The organism is Aliiroseovarius sediminilitoris (assembly GCF_900109955.1).
GTDB lineage: Bacteria > Pseudomonadota > Alphaproteobacteria > Rhodobacterales > Rhodobacteraceae > Aliiroseovarius > Aliiroseovarius sediminilitoris.
The window spans coordinates 1,025,921-1,040,385 of the sequence record NZ_FOJB01000001.1; the positions used below are offsets into that span (position 1 = coordinate 1,025,921).

Below are 14,465 nucleotides of genomic sequence, written 5' to 3' on the forward strand. Positions count from 1 at the left end.
AGGTACACTGACCATCAGAAGCGGTAGGTGCCGCGCAACTGAATCGTGGTCGCGTCAACGTCGATACCGCTGCCATTGAAGTCAGCAAATTCGTGATACAGAACTTCTGCACCGATATTGAACGAGCTTGTGACACGCTGTTCGTAGCCAGCGCCGACGAAATAGCCGTCGCTGTCTCCAAGTGTATCCGTATAGGCATTGGCGTAACCGGCGGTTGCGTAAAGCAGCCCGTCGCCCATCTTGTAACCGCCACGCGCTTTGACGCGCAGGACGTTCTCAAGGTTGGCGGCGCCAGCAAGATCCACATCGGCCCAGTCATAGTCGATGCCCACACCGGCAACCCAGTTGCCCATGTCAAAATCGTAACCGGCAGTAAGACCGCCGATCACGCCATCGCCTTCGACGCCAGCGGCTGTGGTGCCAACATCGGCATAGCCGATCTGTGCACCGACATAGCCACCTGTCCAATCAGGTGTGGCGGCCGGTGCAGGAGCGTATGCGATCGTCGGCTCAGGCGTAGGTTCCGCCAAACTGCCAGCCAATGCGGTAGTCGCCGTCAACGCCACGGCGGCGGCTGTATAAGAAAACGTCTTCAACATGTGTTCCATCCTCTCGTTGTATGTGGCCCTAATACGAGGCTTAGGCACCTCTGGATCATATGTAGGGTTGATATGTGCTGATTTAAGGGGTGGGGCCGCGTGTCGCGTCACATTGGCGGGGAATTGCCCAAGGGCATGAGGGATCGGTTGATACCTGCCGACTTGTTGAAAAGGGCGCAGAAACCGCGCCCTGATCACAGGTGTTCGTTGGGTTTGCAGCGGGGTGGCTGCCCTTGTCAGTGCAGCTTGCCTGACAGGTCGATGGACACGACTTGATTGTTGATCCCATCAATTTCCATCACCCGTCCTGCGGCGCTGGTGTCCAAACCCAAACGCTTGGACCAACGGGGCCAACTGGCCGGGATCAAGCCCAGAACACGCGTGGCCCCCAAATCGCGGGCCGACTTCGTCATCTCGGAAATCAAGTGTCCATGGACAAGGCGGCGCACCCGCTGCGGCGTATCATGCGCCACGAAGACCCGACTGCTTTCCCAGATGTTCTCGGCCACCGGGGCGTCGTCATACAGAAGGTCCGACGGGATCGAGTCCAGCAGCCCCAGCTGCGCATCGCGGATCATGTAGGTATAAATCCCGCAACGCGCCGTGGTCGGCGTCAACCGAATGCCAGCCAGAACCCGGCCGAATTCATGGACCGCCACCCAACGGCTGGCGGGCGTGTCGTATTGGTCGAACTCCATTCCCAGTGCTTCGGGAAGATCCCAACGGTTCTGAATGATAAAGCTTTGCCGTCTAGCGCGAAGTAGATTCGCAAATAACTCGCCATGGTTGTGTAAATTGGCGAAAGAAAGTGTGGTCGTCTGCATGACATCCTCCAGTTTGGTTGAAAAAAAACGGGAAGCACGCCCAGGCGACAGCCGGGTCTAGATCAGTCGGTAGTCCTTAGCTCTCTGAATGGCCTCGGCCGAGGTGCGTGCAAATAACTTCTTGCGGGCAGAGGACAGACGCGCCTTCAGCGCGCTTTCCGAAATGCCCAGCACAACCGCACCTGCCGCATAGCGTTCACCCGATGCCAGCACGCGAAGCGCTTCGATCTCGGCCTTGGTCAGCGTATCAGGGGGTTGTGAAACATGGTGAAGCCGAAGCACGACACCGCTGATCGCGGCGATCTCTTCATCGGTAAATTCCCGGTCAGCCCGGGCTAAACCTGCAACCGTCCGCGATGAGATTTCACCACAGGACACGCAGACGCCATAGACCAGCCCGTGCCGAGCGGCATCCTTCAGGATGCCAAACGGGTCGGGCAGGTCAATATCGCTCCAGCGCGTGGCACCGGTGCGCGATATGCCCCAGGCGATCATCGGGTCACGCAACGCATAGGCGTTGCGCGTGTAGTGATCGGACCAGGCTTGCGGGTATGTTTGGAAGGTCAGGAGAGGTGCGGCAAAACGAATATGCAGCCCGACGAAATATCCCGCCGAGGCCATTGGTTCCAATTCATCTAGCAGCGAGTCTATCGCTTGATTCCGGCTCATGGTTAAATTTTGGTTACACCGAAGAGAAACACAACCCTAAATTGCATTCAGCGCCACGAAACACTCAAAAAATGCGCCGCGAAGCCTTGGCGCGCCAAGCTCTCATCGGATAAAATCAGATGCAAGCCAAAACACACACTGCCCGAAAAATATCAACCTTAAGATGATATTTGTACTCGTAAATGAGACAATCCATGTATCCGGTGAGAATAGCGTTCAAATCGACAGAAATCAGAATAGCGTGCACCGCCGTCACTGCCTGATCAAAGCCCAGTCTGATATTGCCGATGATATGGTGCTGCTAGGGAGGATCGAACTCCCGACCTCGTCATTACCAATGACGCGCTCTACCACTGAGCTACAGCAGCACACTGTGGGCGGCTGATTAGCCCTAATTGCGTAAGGACGCAAGCGCATTCTGGACCCTTTTTTGAAGCTGGGTTACAGAAGGGGTTATGGAGCGTAAGAAGATACCCCAGAAACCCTCAAAAAAAGGGGCGGATCGTGAAGAGCGGCTGAAAGCTGCGCTGAAGGCCAACATGGCGCGGCGCAAATCCCAGGCGCGCGCGCGGGCGGGAAACGGGGCCACTCGGTCGCAGACGCAAAAAGACCAATAGAAAAGGCGGGCAGATGGATTCGATAGTTGTGACCGGTGGTGGTGAACTGCGCGGCGAAATACCTATTGCGGGGGCAAAGAACGCGTGTTTGACGCTGATGCCGGCGACTCTGTTGTCGGAAGAGCCCTTGACGCTGACCAACGCGCCGCGCCTGTCAGATATCAAGACGATGACTGAATTGCTCGCCTCGTTAGGGGCTGAGGCGACGTCGATGCAGGACGGGCAGGTGCTGGCGATGTCGTCGCATGACATCAACAACCACGTGGCCGATTATGATATCGTACGAAAGATGCGCGCCTCGAACCTTGTGTTGGGGCCGATGCTGGCGCGGCTGGGGCATGCAGTTGTGTCGCTGCCCGGCGGCTGCGCGATTGGAGCGCGACCCATGGACCTGCACATTTTTGGGCTGGAAAAGTTGGGCGCAGAGATCGAGCTGAAAGACGGGTATCTGCATGCCAAGGCACCGCGTGGCCTTAAGGGGACCGAGATTGAACTGGCCTTTGCGTCTGTCGGGGCGACCGAGAATATCCTGATGGCGGCCACGCTGGCCAAAGGCACGACCATCATTCGCAACGCCGCGCGCGAGCCGGAAATCGTCGATCTGGCGGATTGCCTGCGCAAGATGGGCGCGCAAATTGACGGGGATGGCACGACCGAGATTGTCATTCAGGGCGTGGACCGCTTGCACGGCGCAACCCACCCGGTTGTCACTGATCGGATCGAACTTGGCACCTATATGCTGGCCCCCGCCATCGCGGGTGGTGAGGTCGAATGCCTGGGTGGTCGCATTGATCTGGTTAAAAGCTTTGTCGAAAAACTGGATGCTGCGGGCATTCAGGTGGAAGAAACCGCGCGCGGTTTGAAAGTCACGCGAAAGAACGGGCGCGTCTCGGCGGTCGATGTCACCACCGAACCCTTCCCCGGTTTCCCGACCGACCTTCAAGCGCAGATGATGGCGATGCTATGCACCGCAGAGGGCACATCGGTTCTGCACGAAACCATCTTCGAGAACCGCTTCATGCACGCACCTGAACTGACGCGTATGGGTGCGAATATAGAGGTGCATGGCGGCACGGCCACGGTGCACGGGGTCAAGAAGTTGAAAGGCGCGCCGGTCATGGCAACTGATCTCAGGGCGTCCGTGTCGCTGATCCTGGCGGGCATGGCGGCGGAGGGTGAAACCGTGGTCAGCCGCGTCTATCACCTTGATCGCGGGTATGAGAAGGTTGTGCGCAAACTGTCCTCAATCGGGGCCAAAATCGAACGGATCAAAGAATGAGCGATACAGACCAGGATGCCCGGTTTGAAGATGCGGCAGAGGCTCCGCTTCGCCTGATTGCGATGGACGATGAGGATCTGCAAGTGATCAGCACGCTGGTGCAGGACGCCGTATTCCCGGCATCAGAAATCGCGTGGGATGCGCGCCACAGACGCTTTGCCCTGTTGCTGAACCGCTTCCGATGGGAGGATACAGCCGCCGCGAAACGCCGGTCGCGCCCGGTCGAGCGGGTTCAGTCGGTGCTTTCCGTCTCGGATGTTCTAAAAGTGCAAAGTCAAGGAATTGAGCGCGGCAATAAAGATCTGATTTTATCGCTTCTGTCTTTGTCGTTCGTGGCGGCTAAAGATGGGATGGGGCTACTTGAACTGATCTTGGCAGGCGACGGAGCCATCGCGCTGGACGTCGAAACGCTGGATGTCACGCTTCAGGACGTCACCCGCCCTTATGTCGCGCCGTCGCGTCACACGCCTGAGCACCCGGAATAACCAATGCCCCAGTTTCTGAACTCCAAAGACGCTGATTTCGAAGCACGTTTTGTCGACCTGCTGTCCATGAAACGCGAAGATAGCCCCGAGGTCGACGGCATCGTGGCCGACATTATCGCCGACGTGCGCGCCCGCGGGGATGCGGCGGTGATCGAACTGACGTCAAAATTTGATCGGCTGGACCTGACGCCCGACACCCTTCGGTATACGACGGATGAGATTGATGCGGAGTGTGCCAAGGTTTCGGACGCGGACCGCGCCGCGCTTGAACTGGCCGCAGACCGCATCCGCGCATATCATGCCCGCCAAATACCGGACGATCAGCGCTGGACGGATGAGACCGGGGCCGAGCTTGGCTGGCGTTGGTCGGCGGTATCTGCCGCAGGGCTTTATGTGCCCGGTGGCTTGGCCAGCTATCCGTCCTCGGTCCTGATGAACGCGATACCGGCCAAGGTGGCGGGGGTGGAGCGGCTTGCGATTACGGTGCCGACACCTGACGGGATCGCCAACCCGCTGGTGCTTCTGGCCGCGCGCATTGCCGGCGTGGACGAGATCTATCGCATCGGTGGCGCACAAGCCGTGGCGGCACTGGCCTATGGGACCGAGACGATCGCACCGGTCGACAAGATCACCGGGCCAGGTAACGCGTTTGTTGCCGCGGCCAAGCGCCGCGTGTTCGGCAAGGTGGGCATCGACATGATTGCCGGGCCCTCCGAGATATTGGTGATTGCTGATGGCGACAATGACCCCGACTGGCTGGCGTTGGACCTGATGAGCCAGGCCGAACACGACGAAAGCGCACAATCTTTGTTGATTACCACGGATGAGGTCTTTGGTCGCAAGGTTGCCCAGGCGGTTGATGAAAGGCTGGAGACATTGGAGCGGCGCGAGATCGCGGGCGCAAGCTGGCGCGATTTCGGGGCGGTGATCGCGGTCGCTGATCTGGACGAGGCCGCCGCCCTGTCCAATCGGATCGCGCCTGAACATCTTGAACTGTGCGTTGCCGACCCCGAGGCATTGTCAAGCAAGTGCATTCATGCTGGTGCGATCTTCCTTGGCCAATGGACGCCCGAAGCCATCGGCGATTATGTCGGTGGGCCGAACCACGTTCTTCCCACCGCAAGGTCGGCCCGGTTCAGCTCTGGTCTTTCGGTGATGGATTTCCTGAAACGCACCACGCTGGCCCGAATGACGCCGGCCGCATTGTCCGAAATCGGACCCGCAGCAGAAACGCTTGCCATTTCAGAAAGCCTTGAGGCACACGGGTTGTCCGTTCGCGCACGGCTTGACGCCCTTAACGATTGATCCTCAGAGCGCCCCAATGACCACAAACCGCATCAACGACATCCAAATTGACGACAGTGGCCTTGCCGCCCCCACACCTGCGATCGAACAGGAGCGTAAAGTCGCGATCTTCGACTTGCTGGAAGATAACAGTTTTGAACTGGCCGGTCGTGATGATCTGGTGCCGCCCGAAGGACCGTATCATCTGGGCCTGTCCATTCGCGAAAAACGGTTGGTGGTAGACGCAAAAACGGAAAACGGCCACCCTGCGGCTGAATTCCACCTGTCTCTTGGTCCGTTTCGTCAGGTGGTGAAGGACTATTTTGCGATCTGCGAAAGCTATTTCGACGCGGTGAAAAAACTGCCACCCAGCCAAATTGAAGCCATCGACATGGCCCGGCGCGGCATCCACAACGAAGGCGCGCGCGTGTTGCAGGAACGACTTGAAGGCAAGGCCAATGTCGACATCGACACCGCGCGCCGCCTGTTCACCCTGATCTGTGTCCTGCACTGGGGCTGAGCATGGCCGCTGATCTTCCTCAGTCTGTGCTGTTCTGTTGCGACCACAATGCGGTGCGCTCGCCGATGGCCGAGGGGATGATGAAAGCCTATTACGGGCACGACATTTATGTGCAATCCGCCGGTGTTCACAGCGATATGGATATTGATGGCTTTTCAATATCGGTCTGTGACGAGCTGGGGATCACCCTGTCCAACCACCGGGTGCGCAGCTTTGACCAGATGGAGGAGTGGGGGGATGATCTGTCCAGCTTCGATCTGGTCGTGGCGCTGTCGCCGGCCAGTCAGCGGCGCGCATTGGAATTGACGCGGCTGTTTCATCTGGATGTCGAGTATTGGCCGATTCTCGACCCCACCGGGCTGGGCACACGGCGGGACGAGAAGCTGGCCGCCTATCGCCAAACCCGCGACCAGATTCGCGGCCATATCCTTGACCGTTTTGGCCCGCCGCGGCCGCAAGGTGATGAAACCACGGTCTAATCTGCCAGCAGGCCGGATTTCCCTTGAAAAACTGAAAGTTTGGCCCCATTTAGAGGGCGCTCACAAAGGGTGGGTGAAAATACAGGAGTGAACATGGCCAAGGAAGAACTGCTCGAATTCCCCGGTGTCGTGAAGGAACTCCTGCCGAATGCGACATTCCTGGTCGAGCTGGAAAACGGCCATACGATTATCGCTCATACGGCAGGAAAGATGCGCAAAAACCGCATCCGCGTTCTGGCTGGCGACAAGGTGCAGGTCGAAATGACCCCCTATGATCTGACCAAGGGTCGGATCAACTACCGCTTCAAGTAAGCGGTCTGCCGGGCATGACACGCCCCAAGTTGATTCTGGGCTCTGGCAGCCCAAGACGGGCCGAGTTGCTGGGGCAGCTCGGCCTTGTTGCAGATGATGTGCGGCCACCGGAAGTGGATGAAACGCCGTTGAAGGCAGAGTTGCCGCTGGACTATTGCCGCCGGATTGCCGGGGCAAAGGCCGCGGCGATGGATGTGGCTGTGGATGAGGTCGTTCTGTGTGCCGACACCACCGTCGCATCGGGCCGCCGCATCATGGGAAAGCCCGAGGATGCGGGGCAGGCAGCCGAGTTCCTGCTGGCCCTGTCAGGTCGTCGCCACCGCGTCATCACCTCGGTCGTTGTGCGCAATGCAGGCCAGACATGGGCGCGAGATGTCGTGACCACCGTGAAATTCAAACGCCTGTCGGATGTTGAACTGAACGCGTATCTTGCGTCTGAGGACTGGCGCGGCAAGGCGGGTGGCTATGCCATTCAAGGACCAGCCGGGGCTTTCGTCACCTGGCTTCAGGGCAGCTATACCGCCGTCGTCGGTCTGCCGGTGGCGGAAACCGCCAACCTGTTGGTGGCAGCGGGCTACCCGATTTATGGAGAGAGAACATGAAGGGCAGCGTGATCGCGCTTGACCGTTACAAGGGGCGCTTGGCAGCGGCCCATATCGTCGATGGTCGGCTTGAAGATCTTCTGATCGAGCCGCCCGAAGATGTGACATTGCCCGGCGCGATTTTCCGCGCAGTTTGTGATCGCCCGCTGAAAGGGCAGGGGGGCATGATGTTGCGCCTGGCGGATGGGGAAACGGGGTTTCTGCGCCAGGGCAAGGGGTTGAGTCCCGGCCAGCCCCTTCTTGTGCAGGTCACAGGGTTTGCCGAGGACGGAAAAGCCGTTCCCGTCACCCGGAAGCTATTGTTCAAAAGTCGGTATGCGATTGTCACACCGGACGCGCCCGGCATCAATGTCAGCCGCGCGATACGGGATGACGACGAACGCGTGCGCCTGCTGGACATCGCCCACGGCGTGATGGACGGGGTGGATGAAGGTTTGATATTACGCTCGGCGGCGGCAACCGGATCGGATGACGAGATTGCCGACGATATTGCACAGATGCTGTCGCTGTCTCGGGCTGTGCGCGCGGATGCAACCGGGCAGACACCAGAACTGTTGCTTGACGGGGCCGACCCTCATCATCACGCGTGGCGCGAATGGGCCAAACCCGATCAAATGGATGATGGCGATGGCGCGTTTGACCGCCATGGGGTGTCCGACCTGATTGCAGATCATACCCGCGCCCACGTGCCCTTGTCAGGTGGCGCATGCGCCTTTGTCGAACCCACGCGCGCACTGGTGGCCGTGGATGTAAACACCGGCGGCGACACCAGCCCGGCGGCCGGTCTGAAAGCCAATATCGCCACCGCTCAGGCCTTGCCGCGCGCCTTGCGGTGCCGGGGTTTGGGTGGGCAAATTGTCATTGATTTCGCACCCAGCCCCAAGAAAGATCGCCGCCAGATCGAGCAAGCCCTGCGCAACGCCTTTCGCGCCGACAGGATCGAAACATCCCTGGTTGGCTGGACGACGCTGGGCAATTTCGAGCTTCAGCGCAAACGCGAACGGATGAGCCTGCGCGCCTGTCTGGAGGGCCCGAAATGAGCTGCCCCGTTTGCGAGAAGAAGACCGACCCGACCTATCGTCCGTTTTGCTCACGCCGCTGTGCGGATGTGGATCTAGGGCGCTGGCTGAACGGCTCCTATGCGGTCCCGTCAGACGACCCGGAAGACATTGAAGAAGCGGCGGAAGCCGCGCCTCATGCGCACCCCGAGGAAAGTCACGGCCCGCACTGAAAATCCTGCATTTTCCCTCTGGACACCACATTCCCCCCCGTCTACAACCCGCCCACCCGAACGATTAACGTTCACCCATGCCCGGGTAGCTCAGGGGTAGAGCAGTGGATTGAAAATCCTCGTGTCGGTGGTTCGATTCCGCCCCCGGGCACCATAGCACACTCTTAGTTGCAATGATATCAATGGGTTATGTGGCGAAATCGTCCCGCCGTTTTCGCCCCGGGGCAAAAGTGGGACATTTTTGTTCGCGGTTCGGTCTCGAAGCTGTACCGACCTGCCACCTGCTTGGCTGACTAATTCGCCAACCTGCCGTAACTTCGTGACAATCTCTTCCGGCTTGTGTCTCTTGATTCCCATCTTTGATCCTCCGTTTCCTAACTTTAGGGGCGGACCGCTTCAGTGGGAGAGGATCAGTTCCGACTTGTCTCAATTGTTGTGCCAGAATGATAGTTTTTCGCATATTTGTGCATCAGTCGATTTTTGATGCCCTGTTGGTTTGCGCATTTTTTAAGGTCTTTGGGCATCTCATCAGTCTCATTGGTCAGCCCCAAAGGTTCTACTACCCACACTTTCACTCGTAGCCAATCCAGTGTGGATCGACTGGTAGAGCGCAGATGTTTGCCCGTGGCTGGTGCTGGGCGCGCGCGGGCTGGGGTAGGTGTCAGATAACCTATTGATCTGCGTTGAAAACGAACAGGGTCTCATTGTTGATTTGATAGGTGTTGATCAACGTTTTCGCTGTGTCCGAGACCAGCCATGTTTCCAGTTCTGCTGCCAGCCCCGCTTTCACATGTGGATGCTTTTGTGGGTTCACAGGAAGATAGGCATATTGATTGAACAAGATGGGATCGCCAGCATAGACAAGCGCAAGGTCGCCCTTGTTACCGAAGTTCAGCCAGCTTGCGCGGTCCGACATGATATAGGCGTTCATACCCGATGCGGTGTTCAGCGCCGCCCCCATTCCAGCCCCGACCGCTTTGTACCAAGACCCAGCCGGGTCGATCTCGGCAGCCGCCCACAGGCTAAGTTCTTTCTTATGTGTGCCGCTGTCATCCCCGCGGCTGACGAAGGGGGCTCCGGCGGTCTGAATGCGCGTCAGGGCGTCTGTGGCGCTGGTGGCGGCGGCCAGATTTGCCTCGTCCGTTTTGGGCCCGATAAAGACGAAGTCGTTATACATGATCTCGCGGCGGTGGGTGCCGAAGCCACCGGCCAGGAACGCGTCTTCCGCTTTGCGAGAATGCACGAGAATGGCGTCGACGTCGCCCGCTTCGCCCAGTTTGATCGCTTGACCGGTGCCGACCACAAGCAGTTGAACCTCGATGCCGGTATCCTGCTTGATCTGTGGCAGCAGAATATCCGCCAGTCCAGAATTGTGGAACGAGGTCGTCACCGCGAGTTTCAGTTCATCGGCAACCGCCATGCCGGTCAGGGTGATCGATGCAATAGCCGCAAGAAGTAACCGTTTCATTCGACAATGTCTCCTTTCAGAAAAGCGCGTGCCTGCGCTGTTGTGGGCTGGGTGAAAAAACATTCGGCTGTGCCGCGTTCGTGGATCTGCCCGTTCAGCAGGAACAGAACATCCGTGGCCAAACGGCGCGCCTGCCCCATGTCATGCGTCGACATGATCAGCCCGGTGCCTGCGGCGGCTGCGCGGGTCAGGATGGTCTCGATCTCGCGCGTGGCGCGTCCGTCAAGCGAGGCGCAAGGCTCATCAAGAAACAGCAGATCGGGCGCGGTGATCAGAGCACGGGCCAAAGCCAGCTTCTGGCGTTCGCCACCCGACAGAAACGGCGCGGGACGGTCCAGCATTTTCTGCAACCCGACCTCTAGCGCGGCCTGCGTCGCTTTCGCATACGCCTCGGCGCGGGACAGTCCGGTCAGACGAAGCGGGTAAGCTAGATTGCCCAGGACCGATCGGCGCATAATGATGGGTGACTGGAACACAAAGGCCTGCCGTCGCCGAGCCTCGGTATCATCGCAGGCCCAGCGGATCGAACCACTGCCAAGTCGGGCAATACCATGCAACATGCGCAACAGCGATGTCTTTCCGGCACCATTCGGGCCGATCACCATCGTGATCCCCGGTGCATCCAGCACAAGATCTAGGGGACCAACCAGTAGCTTGCGGCCCCGGCGCACCGATGCGCCTTTGACGTGAAGGGGAAACAGCTTGCTCACCACCTGCCGCCTTGTTCTGTTCGACTTATGATGTGTATGGCCAGATTGACCGTGATCGCCAGCAGGATCAGCACAAAGCCAAGGGCAAGTGCCAATGCAAAGTCGCCCTTTCCAGTCTCAAGCGCGATTGCAGTGGTCAGGACACGGGTGTGGTGATCAATGTTGCCCCCCACGACCATGATCGCGCCGACCTCGCCGATAGCGCGTCCAAACCCGGCCAATGCGGCGGTCAGGAGTGCACGGCGACCATCCCAAAGCAGTGCCCGAATACGTTGCTTTTGCGTCGTGTTCATCGAGATCAGAAGATCATGATAGTCCGACCAAAGCTCACGCAGGGCTTGGTGCGAGATTGACGCGATGAGCGGTGTGATGATGATCACCTGGGCGATGATCATGGCAGTGGGGGTGAACAACAGCCCCAGCACACCGAAGGGACCAGAGCGGCTGAAGAACACATAGACGATCAAGCCGACCACAACAGGTGGCAGGCCCATAAGAGCGTTCAGCACCGCGATTGTGACCTGGCGGGCACGAAAGCGGCGGACCGCCAGATAGGCGCCCAGTGGCATACCGATGGCACAGGCAATCAGCAGCGCCGTCAGGGTGACACGCAATGATCTGAGCGAGATTTCGACAAGGTCCGCATCCAGCGTTGCCAAAAGCCAGAACGCCTGGGTGATGCCAGACCATAAATCAACCATGCCTTCCCCTTCGGCTTTGACCAGACAAGTCGGTTGCAGCGCCACCGCTGCCGTAGTCGAAACACACATCAACTGACAAGAAAACCGATTTTTGGTTTGCGGGTGAAAAATGATGTGATCTGTCGGGCTGTGCGCAGACCACAGTCTATTGACGGGTGATAAGACCGGGTTGACAAGCACGAGTCCAGATAGTTAACATGTGAAGCAATTGAAGGGCGCGGTTCTTGGACAGCGCAGAGCTGCCGGGGGCGTAATGACTGCGTTAACTGAAAATCTTGATAAGCTGGACGGGTATCTGGCGCGCTTTCGCGGCGCAGGGATCAAGAACCGGATTGGCGGTAAAGACAGCGATGGGACTGGTTCGGCGTTCACCACACATTCGCCGGTCGATGAAAGCCTGATCTGTGCCGTTGCACGCGGGACCGAAGCCGATATTGACGCCGCCGCACATGCCGCCCATGACGCGTTCGCGGATTGGCGCGACATGCCGGCAACCGAACGCAAAAAGATTCTGATCAACGTGGCCGACGCGATCCAGGCGCGGGCTGAAGAAATCGCCCTTTGCGAATGCTGGGACACCGGGCAAACGATCCGGTTCATGTCCAAAGCCGCCCTGCGCGGGGCCGAGAACTTTCGTTACTTCGCCGATCAGGTCGTGCGGGCGCGCGATGGTCAGCAACTCAGATCGCCGACTTTGTTGAATGTCACAACCCGTGTTCCCATTGGCCCGGTTGGGGTGATCACGCCCTGGAACACGCCGTTCATGCTGTCGACCTGGAAAATCGCGCCTGCGCTGGCCGCCGGCTGCACCGTCGTTCACAAGCCGGCCGAGGCGTCTCCGCTGACCGCCCGCCTGTTGGTCGAGATCGCCGAAGAGGCAGGCCTGCCACCCGGCGTTCTCAACACCGTCAATGGGTTTGGCGAGGACGCGGGCAAGGCGCTGTGCGAACACCCACTGATCCGCGCCATCGCCTTTGTGGGGGAAAGCCGCACAGGGTCATTGATCACCAAGCAGGGCGCAGACACGTTGAAACGCAACCATCTGGAGTTGGGGGGTAAAAATCCGGTGATCGTCTTTGACGATGCCGACCTTGACCGGGCGCTGGACGCGGTGATCTTCATGATCTTTTCGATCAATGGGGAACGCTGCACCTCGTCCTCGCGCCTGTTCGTGCAAGACACCATCAAGGATGAATTCGAAGCACAACTGATCGAGCGCGTGAACAACATCAAGGTGGGTCATCCGTTGGACCCCGCCACCGAAATCGGTCCGCTTGTGACCGAAGAGCATTTTAATAAAGTGACCTCGTATTTCGACATTGCGAATGAAGACGGCGCCACGGTGGCCGCTGGCGGCGTGGTGATCGGGGACATGGGATATTTCGTGCGGCCCACTGTGTTCACCAACGCCACCAATGACATGCGCGTCGCGCGGGAAGAGATTTTTGGCCCGGTCCTGACGTCTATCCCGTTCTCGACCGAGGATGAAGCGCTCGCCATGGCCAATGACACGCAATATGGCCTGACCGCCTATCTGTGGACCAACGATCTGACCCGCGCGCTGCGCTTCACGGACAGGTTGGAAGCCGGTATGATCTGGGTGAACTCGGAAAACGTGCGCCACTTGCCAACGCCGTTTGGTGGGGTGAAGGCATCGGGCATTGGTCGCGATGGCGGCGATTGGTCTTTCGAATTCTATATGGAACAAAAGCATATAGGCTTTGCCACCGGGGATCACAAAATCATGCGACTGGGTGCTTAACTGCTCTTTTTCTTGTTATAAATATCCTGGGGAGCACGAGGGGCTGGCCCCTCGTTCCCACAGACCCCAGAGGAGATTCAATGGGACAGATCGTTCAAGCTGCGAAAATCACTCATGTGCCCAGCATCTGGATGTCGCATACGATGGAGAAATACAAAGGCATCCGTCAACCGGCCATTGATGGCTATGCCAAGCTTCGGCAAGACGCGATTGATCGCGGGGTCGAGACTTTCATCGTCTTTGATACCCACTGGATCACCAACCAGGGGTTTCATCTGAACGCCAAGCCACATCACAAAGGGCGTTTCATCAGCCATGAGTTGCCGCATATGCTGGCGGATATGGAGTTCGACTATCTCGGCGACAGTGAGTTGGCGGCCTCGATCCTGTCTGTGCTCGAAGAACGGGGCGAGCGCGCGATGGGTCACGCACAACCCGATCTGGGTATGGAATACGGCACGCTTCTGCCGATGCATTTCATCAACGAGGGCGTGAATGCCCGGGTGTTGCCGGTGGCGGTGAACCAGTTTTCGTCCATCGAGGAAAACCGTCGGTGGGGCGCTGCGATTGCCGAGGGCATCTGCCGGTCGGATCGGAAGGTGTCAATCTTCGCGTCCGGCTCTCTCAGCCATGATTTCACGCCCAATGAGCGTTCGGTCGATGGGTTGAATTCTGTGAATGGCGAGTTCAATCGCCAGATGGACATGCGCGTCTTGGAGCTTTGGGAAAGCGGCAGGTGGGAAGAATTTCTCGACCTGCTCCCTGATTATGCTGTCAAATGCACTGGCGAATGCGCGATGAACGACACCGCGCTTTTGTTCGGTGCGCTGGGCTGGAAGGATTATGAGGGCGAGATCGACATTTACACCCCGTATTTCGGCAGTTCCGGTACCGGGCAGGCCAATATCAGTTTCTCAGTGTGA

The 14,465-nt window shown here is 58.5% G+C and carries 17 protein-coding genes and 2 tRNA genes; 12 read left to right on the top strand and 7 right to left on the bottom strand.

From position 1 onward, the window contains the following. Positions 1-14 precede the first annotated feature (14 nt). The 4 genes from BMY55_RS05080 to BMY55_RS05095 form a co-directional block, all read right to left on the bottom strand. Positions 15-599, bottom strand: a complete 585-nt coding sequence (locus BMY55_RS05080; RefSeq protein WP_091432051.1) for an outer membrane protein — start codon at positions 597-599, stop codon at positions 15-17. 236 nt (positions 600-835) lie between these two features. Next, on the bottom strand, positions 836-1,423 hold the full coding sequence (locus BMY55_RS05085) for an acyl-homoserine-lactone synthase (RefSeq protein WP_091428879.1): 588 nt from the start codon (positions 1,421-1,423) through the stop codon (positions 836-838). A gap of 57 nt (positions 1,424-1,480) precedes the next feature. After that, complete coding sequence (locus BMY55_RS05090) at positions 1,481-2,092, bottom strand: autoinducer binding domain-containing protein (RefSeq protein ID WP_091428880.1); 612 nt, start codon at positions 2,090-2,092, stop codon at positions 1,481-1,483. Between the two features lie 293 nt (positions 2,093-2,385). Then, positions 2,386-2,460 (bottom strand) — tRNA-Thr (locus BMY55_RS05095). Between the two features lie 262 nt (positions 2,461-2,722). Here BMY55_RS05095 and murA point away from each other — a divergent pair. The 10 genes from murA to BMY55_RS05145 all read left to right on the top strand — a co-directional run bounded on the left by murA (position 2,723) and on the right by BMY55_RS05145 (position 9,055). After that, positions 2,723-3,988, top strand: coding sequence for a UDP-N-acetylglucosamine 1-carboxyvinyltransferase (gene murA / locus BMY55_RS05100; protein WP_091428882.1), 1,266 nt, complete (start codon positions 2,723-2,725; stop codon positions 3,986-3,988). Further along, the gene (locus tag BMY55_RS05105) at positions 3,985-4,473 is read left to right on the top strand and encodes a DUF2948 family protein (protein ID WP_091428883.1); all 489 of its coding nucleotides are present in this window, start codon (positions 3,985-3,987) and stop codon (positions 4,471-4,473) included. Before murA ends, BMY55_RS05105 begins: the two co-directional genes overlap by 4 nt. Before the next feature lie 3 nt (positions 4,474-4,476). Continuing rightward, a complete protein-coding gene (gene hisD / locus BMY55_RS05110; protein WP_091428884.1) occupies positions 4,477-5,778 on the top strand; it encodes a histidinol dehydrogenase in 1,302 nt (433 codons plus the stop codon). A gap of 16 nt (positions 5,779-5,794) precedes the next feature. Further along, entirely contained in the window at positions 5,795-6,277 is a 483-nt protein-coding gene (locus BMY55_RS05115) for a UPF0262 family protein (RefSeq protein WP_091428885.1), read from the top strand. Positions 6,278-6,279: 2 nt separating this feature from the next. Then, positions 6,280-6,756, top strand: coding sequence for an arsenate-mycothiol transferase ArsC (locus BMY55_RS05120; RefSeq protein WP_091428886.1), 477 nt, complete (start codon positions 6,280-6,282; stop codon positions 6,754-6,756). A gap of 93 nt (positions 6,757-6,849) precedes the next feature. Continuing rightward, on the top strand, positions 6,850-7,068 hold the full coding sequence (infA, locus tag BMY55_RS05125) for a translation initiation factor IF-1 (protein WP_008186030.1): 219 nt from the start codon (positions 6,850-6,852) through the stop codon (positions 7,066-7,068). A 14-nt stretch (positions 7,069-7,082) separates the two neighbouring features. Next, entirely contained in the window at positions 7,083-7,670 is a 588-nt protein-coding gene (locus BMY55_RS05130) for a Maf family protein (RefSeq protein WP_091428892.1), read from the top strand. After that, positions 7,667-8,710: a ribonuclease E/G gene (locus BMY55_RS05135; protein ID WP_091428895.1), complete on the top strand. Its 1,044-nt coding sequence runs from the start codon at positions 7,667-7,669 to the stop codon at positions 8,708-8,710. The genes BMY55_RS05130 and BMY55_RS05135 overlap by 4 nt, the downstream gene beginning before the upstream one ends. Then, a complete protein-coding gene (locus tag BMY55_RS05140) occupies positions 8,707-8,901 on the top strand; it encodes a DNA gyrase inhibitor YacG (protein ID WP_091428896.1) in 195 nt (64 codons plus the stop codon). The genes BMY55_RS05135 and BMY55_RS05140 overlap by 4 nt, the downstream gene beginning before the upstream one ends. A 79-nt stretch (positions 8,902-8,980) precedes the next feature. Then, a tRNA-Phe gene (locus tag BMY55_RS05145) sits at positions 8,981-9,055 on the top strand. 516 nt (positions 9,056-9,571) lie between these two features. Here BMY55_RS05145 and BMY55_RS05150 read toward each other — a convergent pair. The 3 genes from BMY55_RS05150 to BMY55_RS05160 are packed head-to-tail and all read right to left on the bottom strand — an operon-like array spanning position 9,572 to position 11,780. Next, positions 9,572-10,369: a substrate-binding domain-containing protein gene (locus BMY55_RS05150; RefSeq protein ID WP_091428897.1), complete on the bottom strand. Its 798-nt coding sequence runs from the start codon at positions 10,367-10,369 to the stop codon at positions 9,572-9,574. Continuing rightward, on the bottom strand, positions 10,366-11,079 hold the full coding sequence (locus tag BMY55_RS05155) for an energy-coupling factor ABC transporter ATP-binding protein (RefSeq protein WP_091428898.1): 714 nt from the start codon (positions 11,077-11,079) through the stop codon (positions 10,366-10,368). The genes BMY55_RS05150 and BMY55_RS05155 overlap by 4 nt, the downstream gene beginning before the upstream one ends. Beyond that, positions 11,076-11,780, bottom strand: a complete 705-nt coding sequence (locus BMY55_RS05160) for an ABC transporter permease (RefSeq protein WP_091432053.1) — start codon at positions 11,778-11,780, stop codon at positions 11,076-11,078. Before BMY55_RS05160 ends, BMY55_RS05155 begins: the two co-directional genes overlap by 4 nt. Positions 11,781-12,033: 253 nt before the next feature. On the opposite strand from BMY55_RS05160, the gene hpaE reads away from it, so the two are divergent. Both hpaE and hpaD read left to right on the top strand, forming a co-directional pair. Beyond that, on the top strand, positions 12,034-13,542 hold the full coding sequence (hpaE, locus tag BMY55_RS05165; protein ID WP_091428899.1) for a 5-carboxymethyl-2-hydroxymuconate semialdehyde dehydrogenase: 1,509 nt from the start codon (positions 12,034-12,036) through the stop codon (positions 13,540-13,542). 80 nt (positions 13,543-13,622) lie between these two features. Further along, positions 13,623-14,465, top strand: a complete 843-nt coding sequence (hpaD, locus tag BMY55_RS05170; protein WP_091428901.1) for a 3,4-dihydroxyphenylacetate 2,3-dioxygenase — start codon at positions 13,623-13,625, stop codon at positions 14,463-14,465.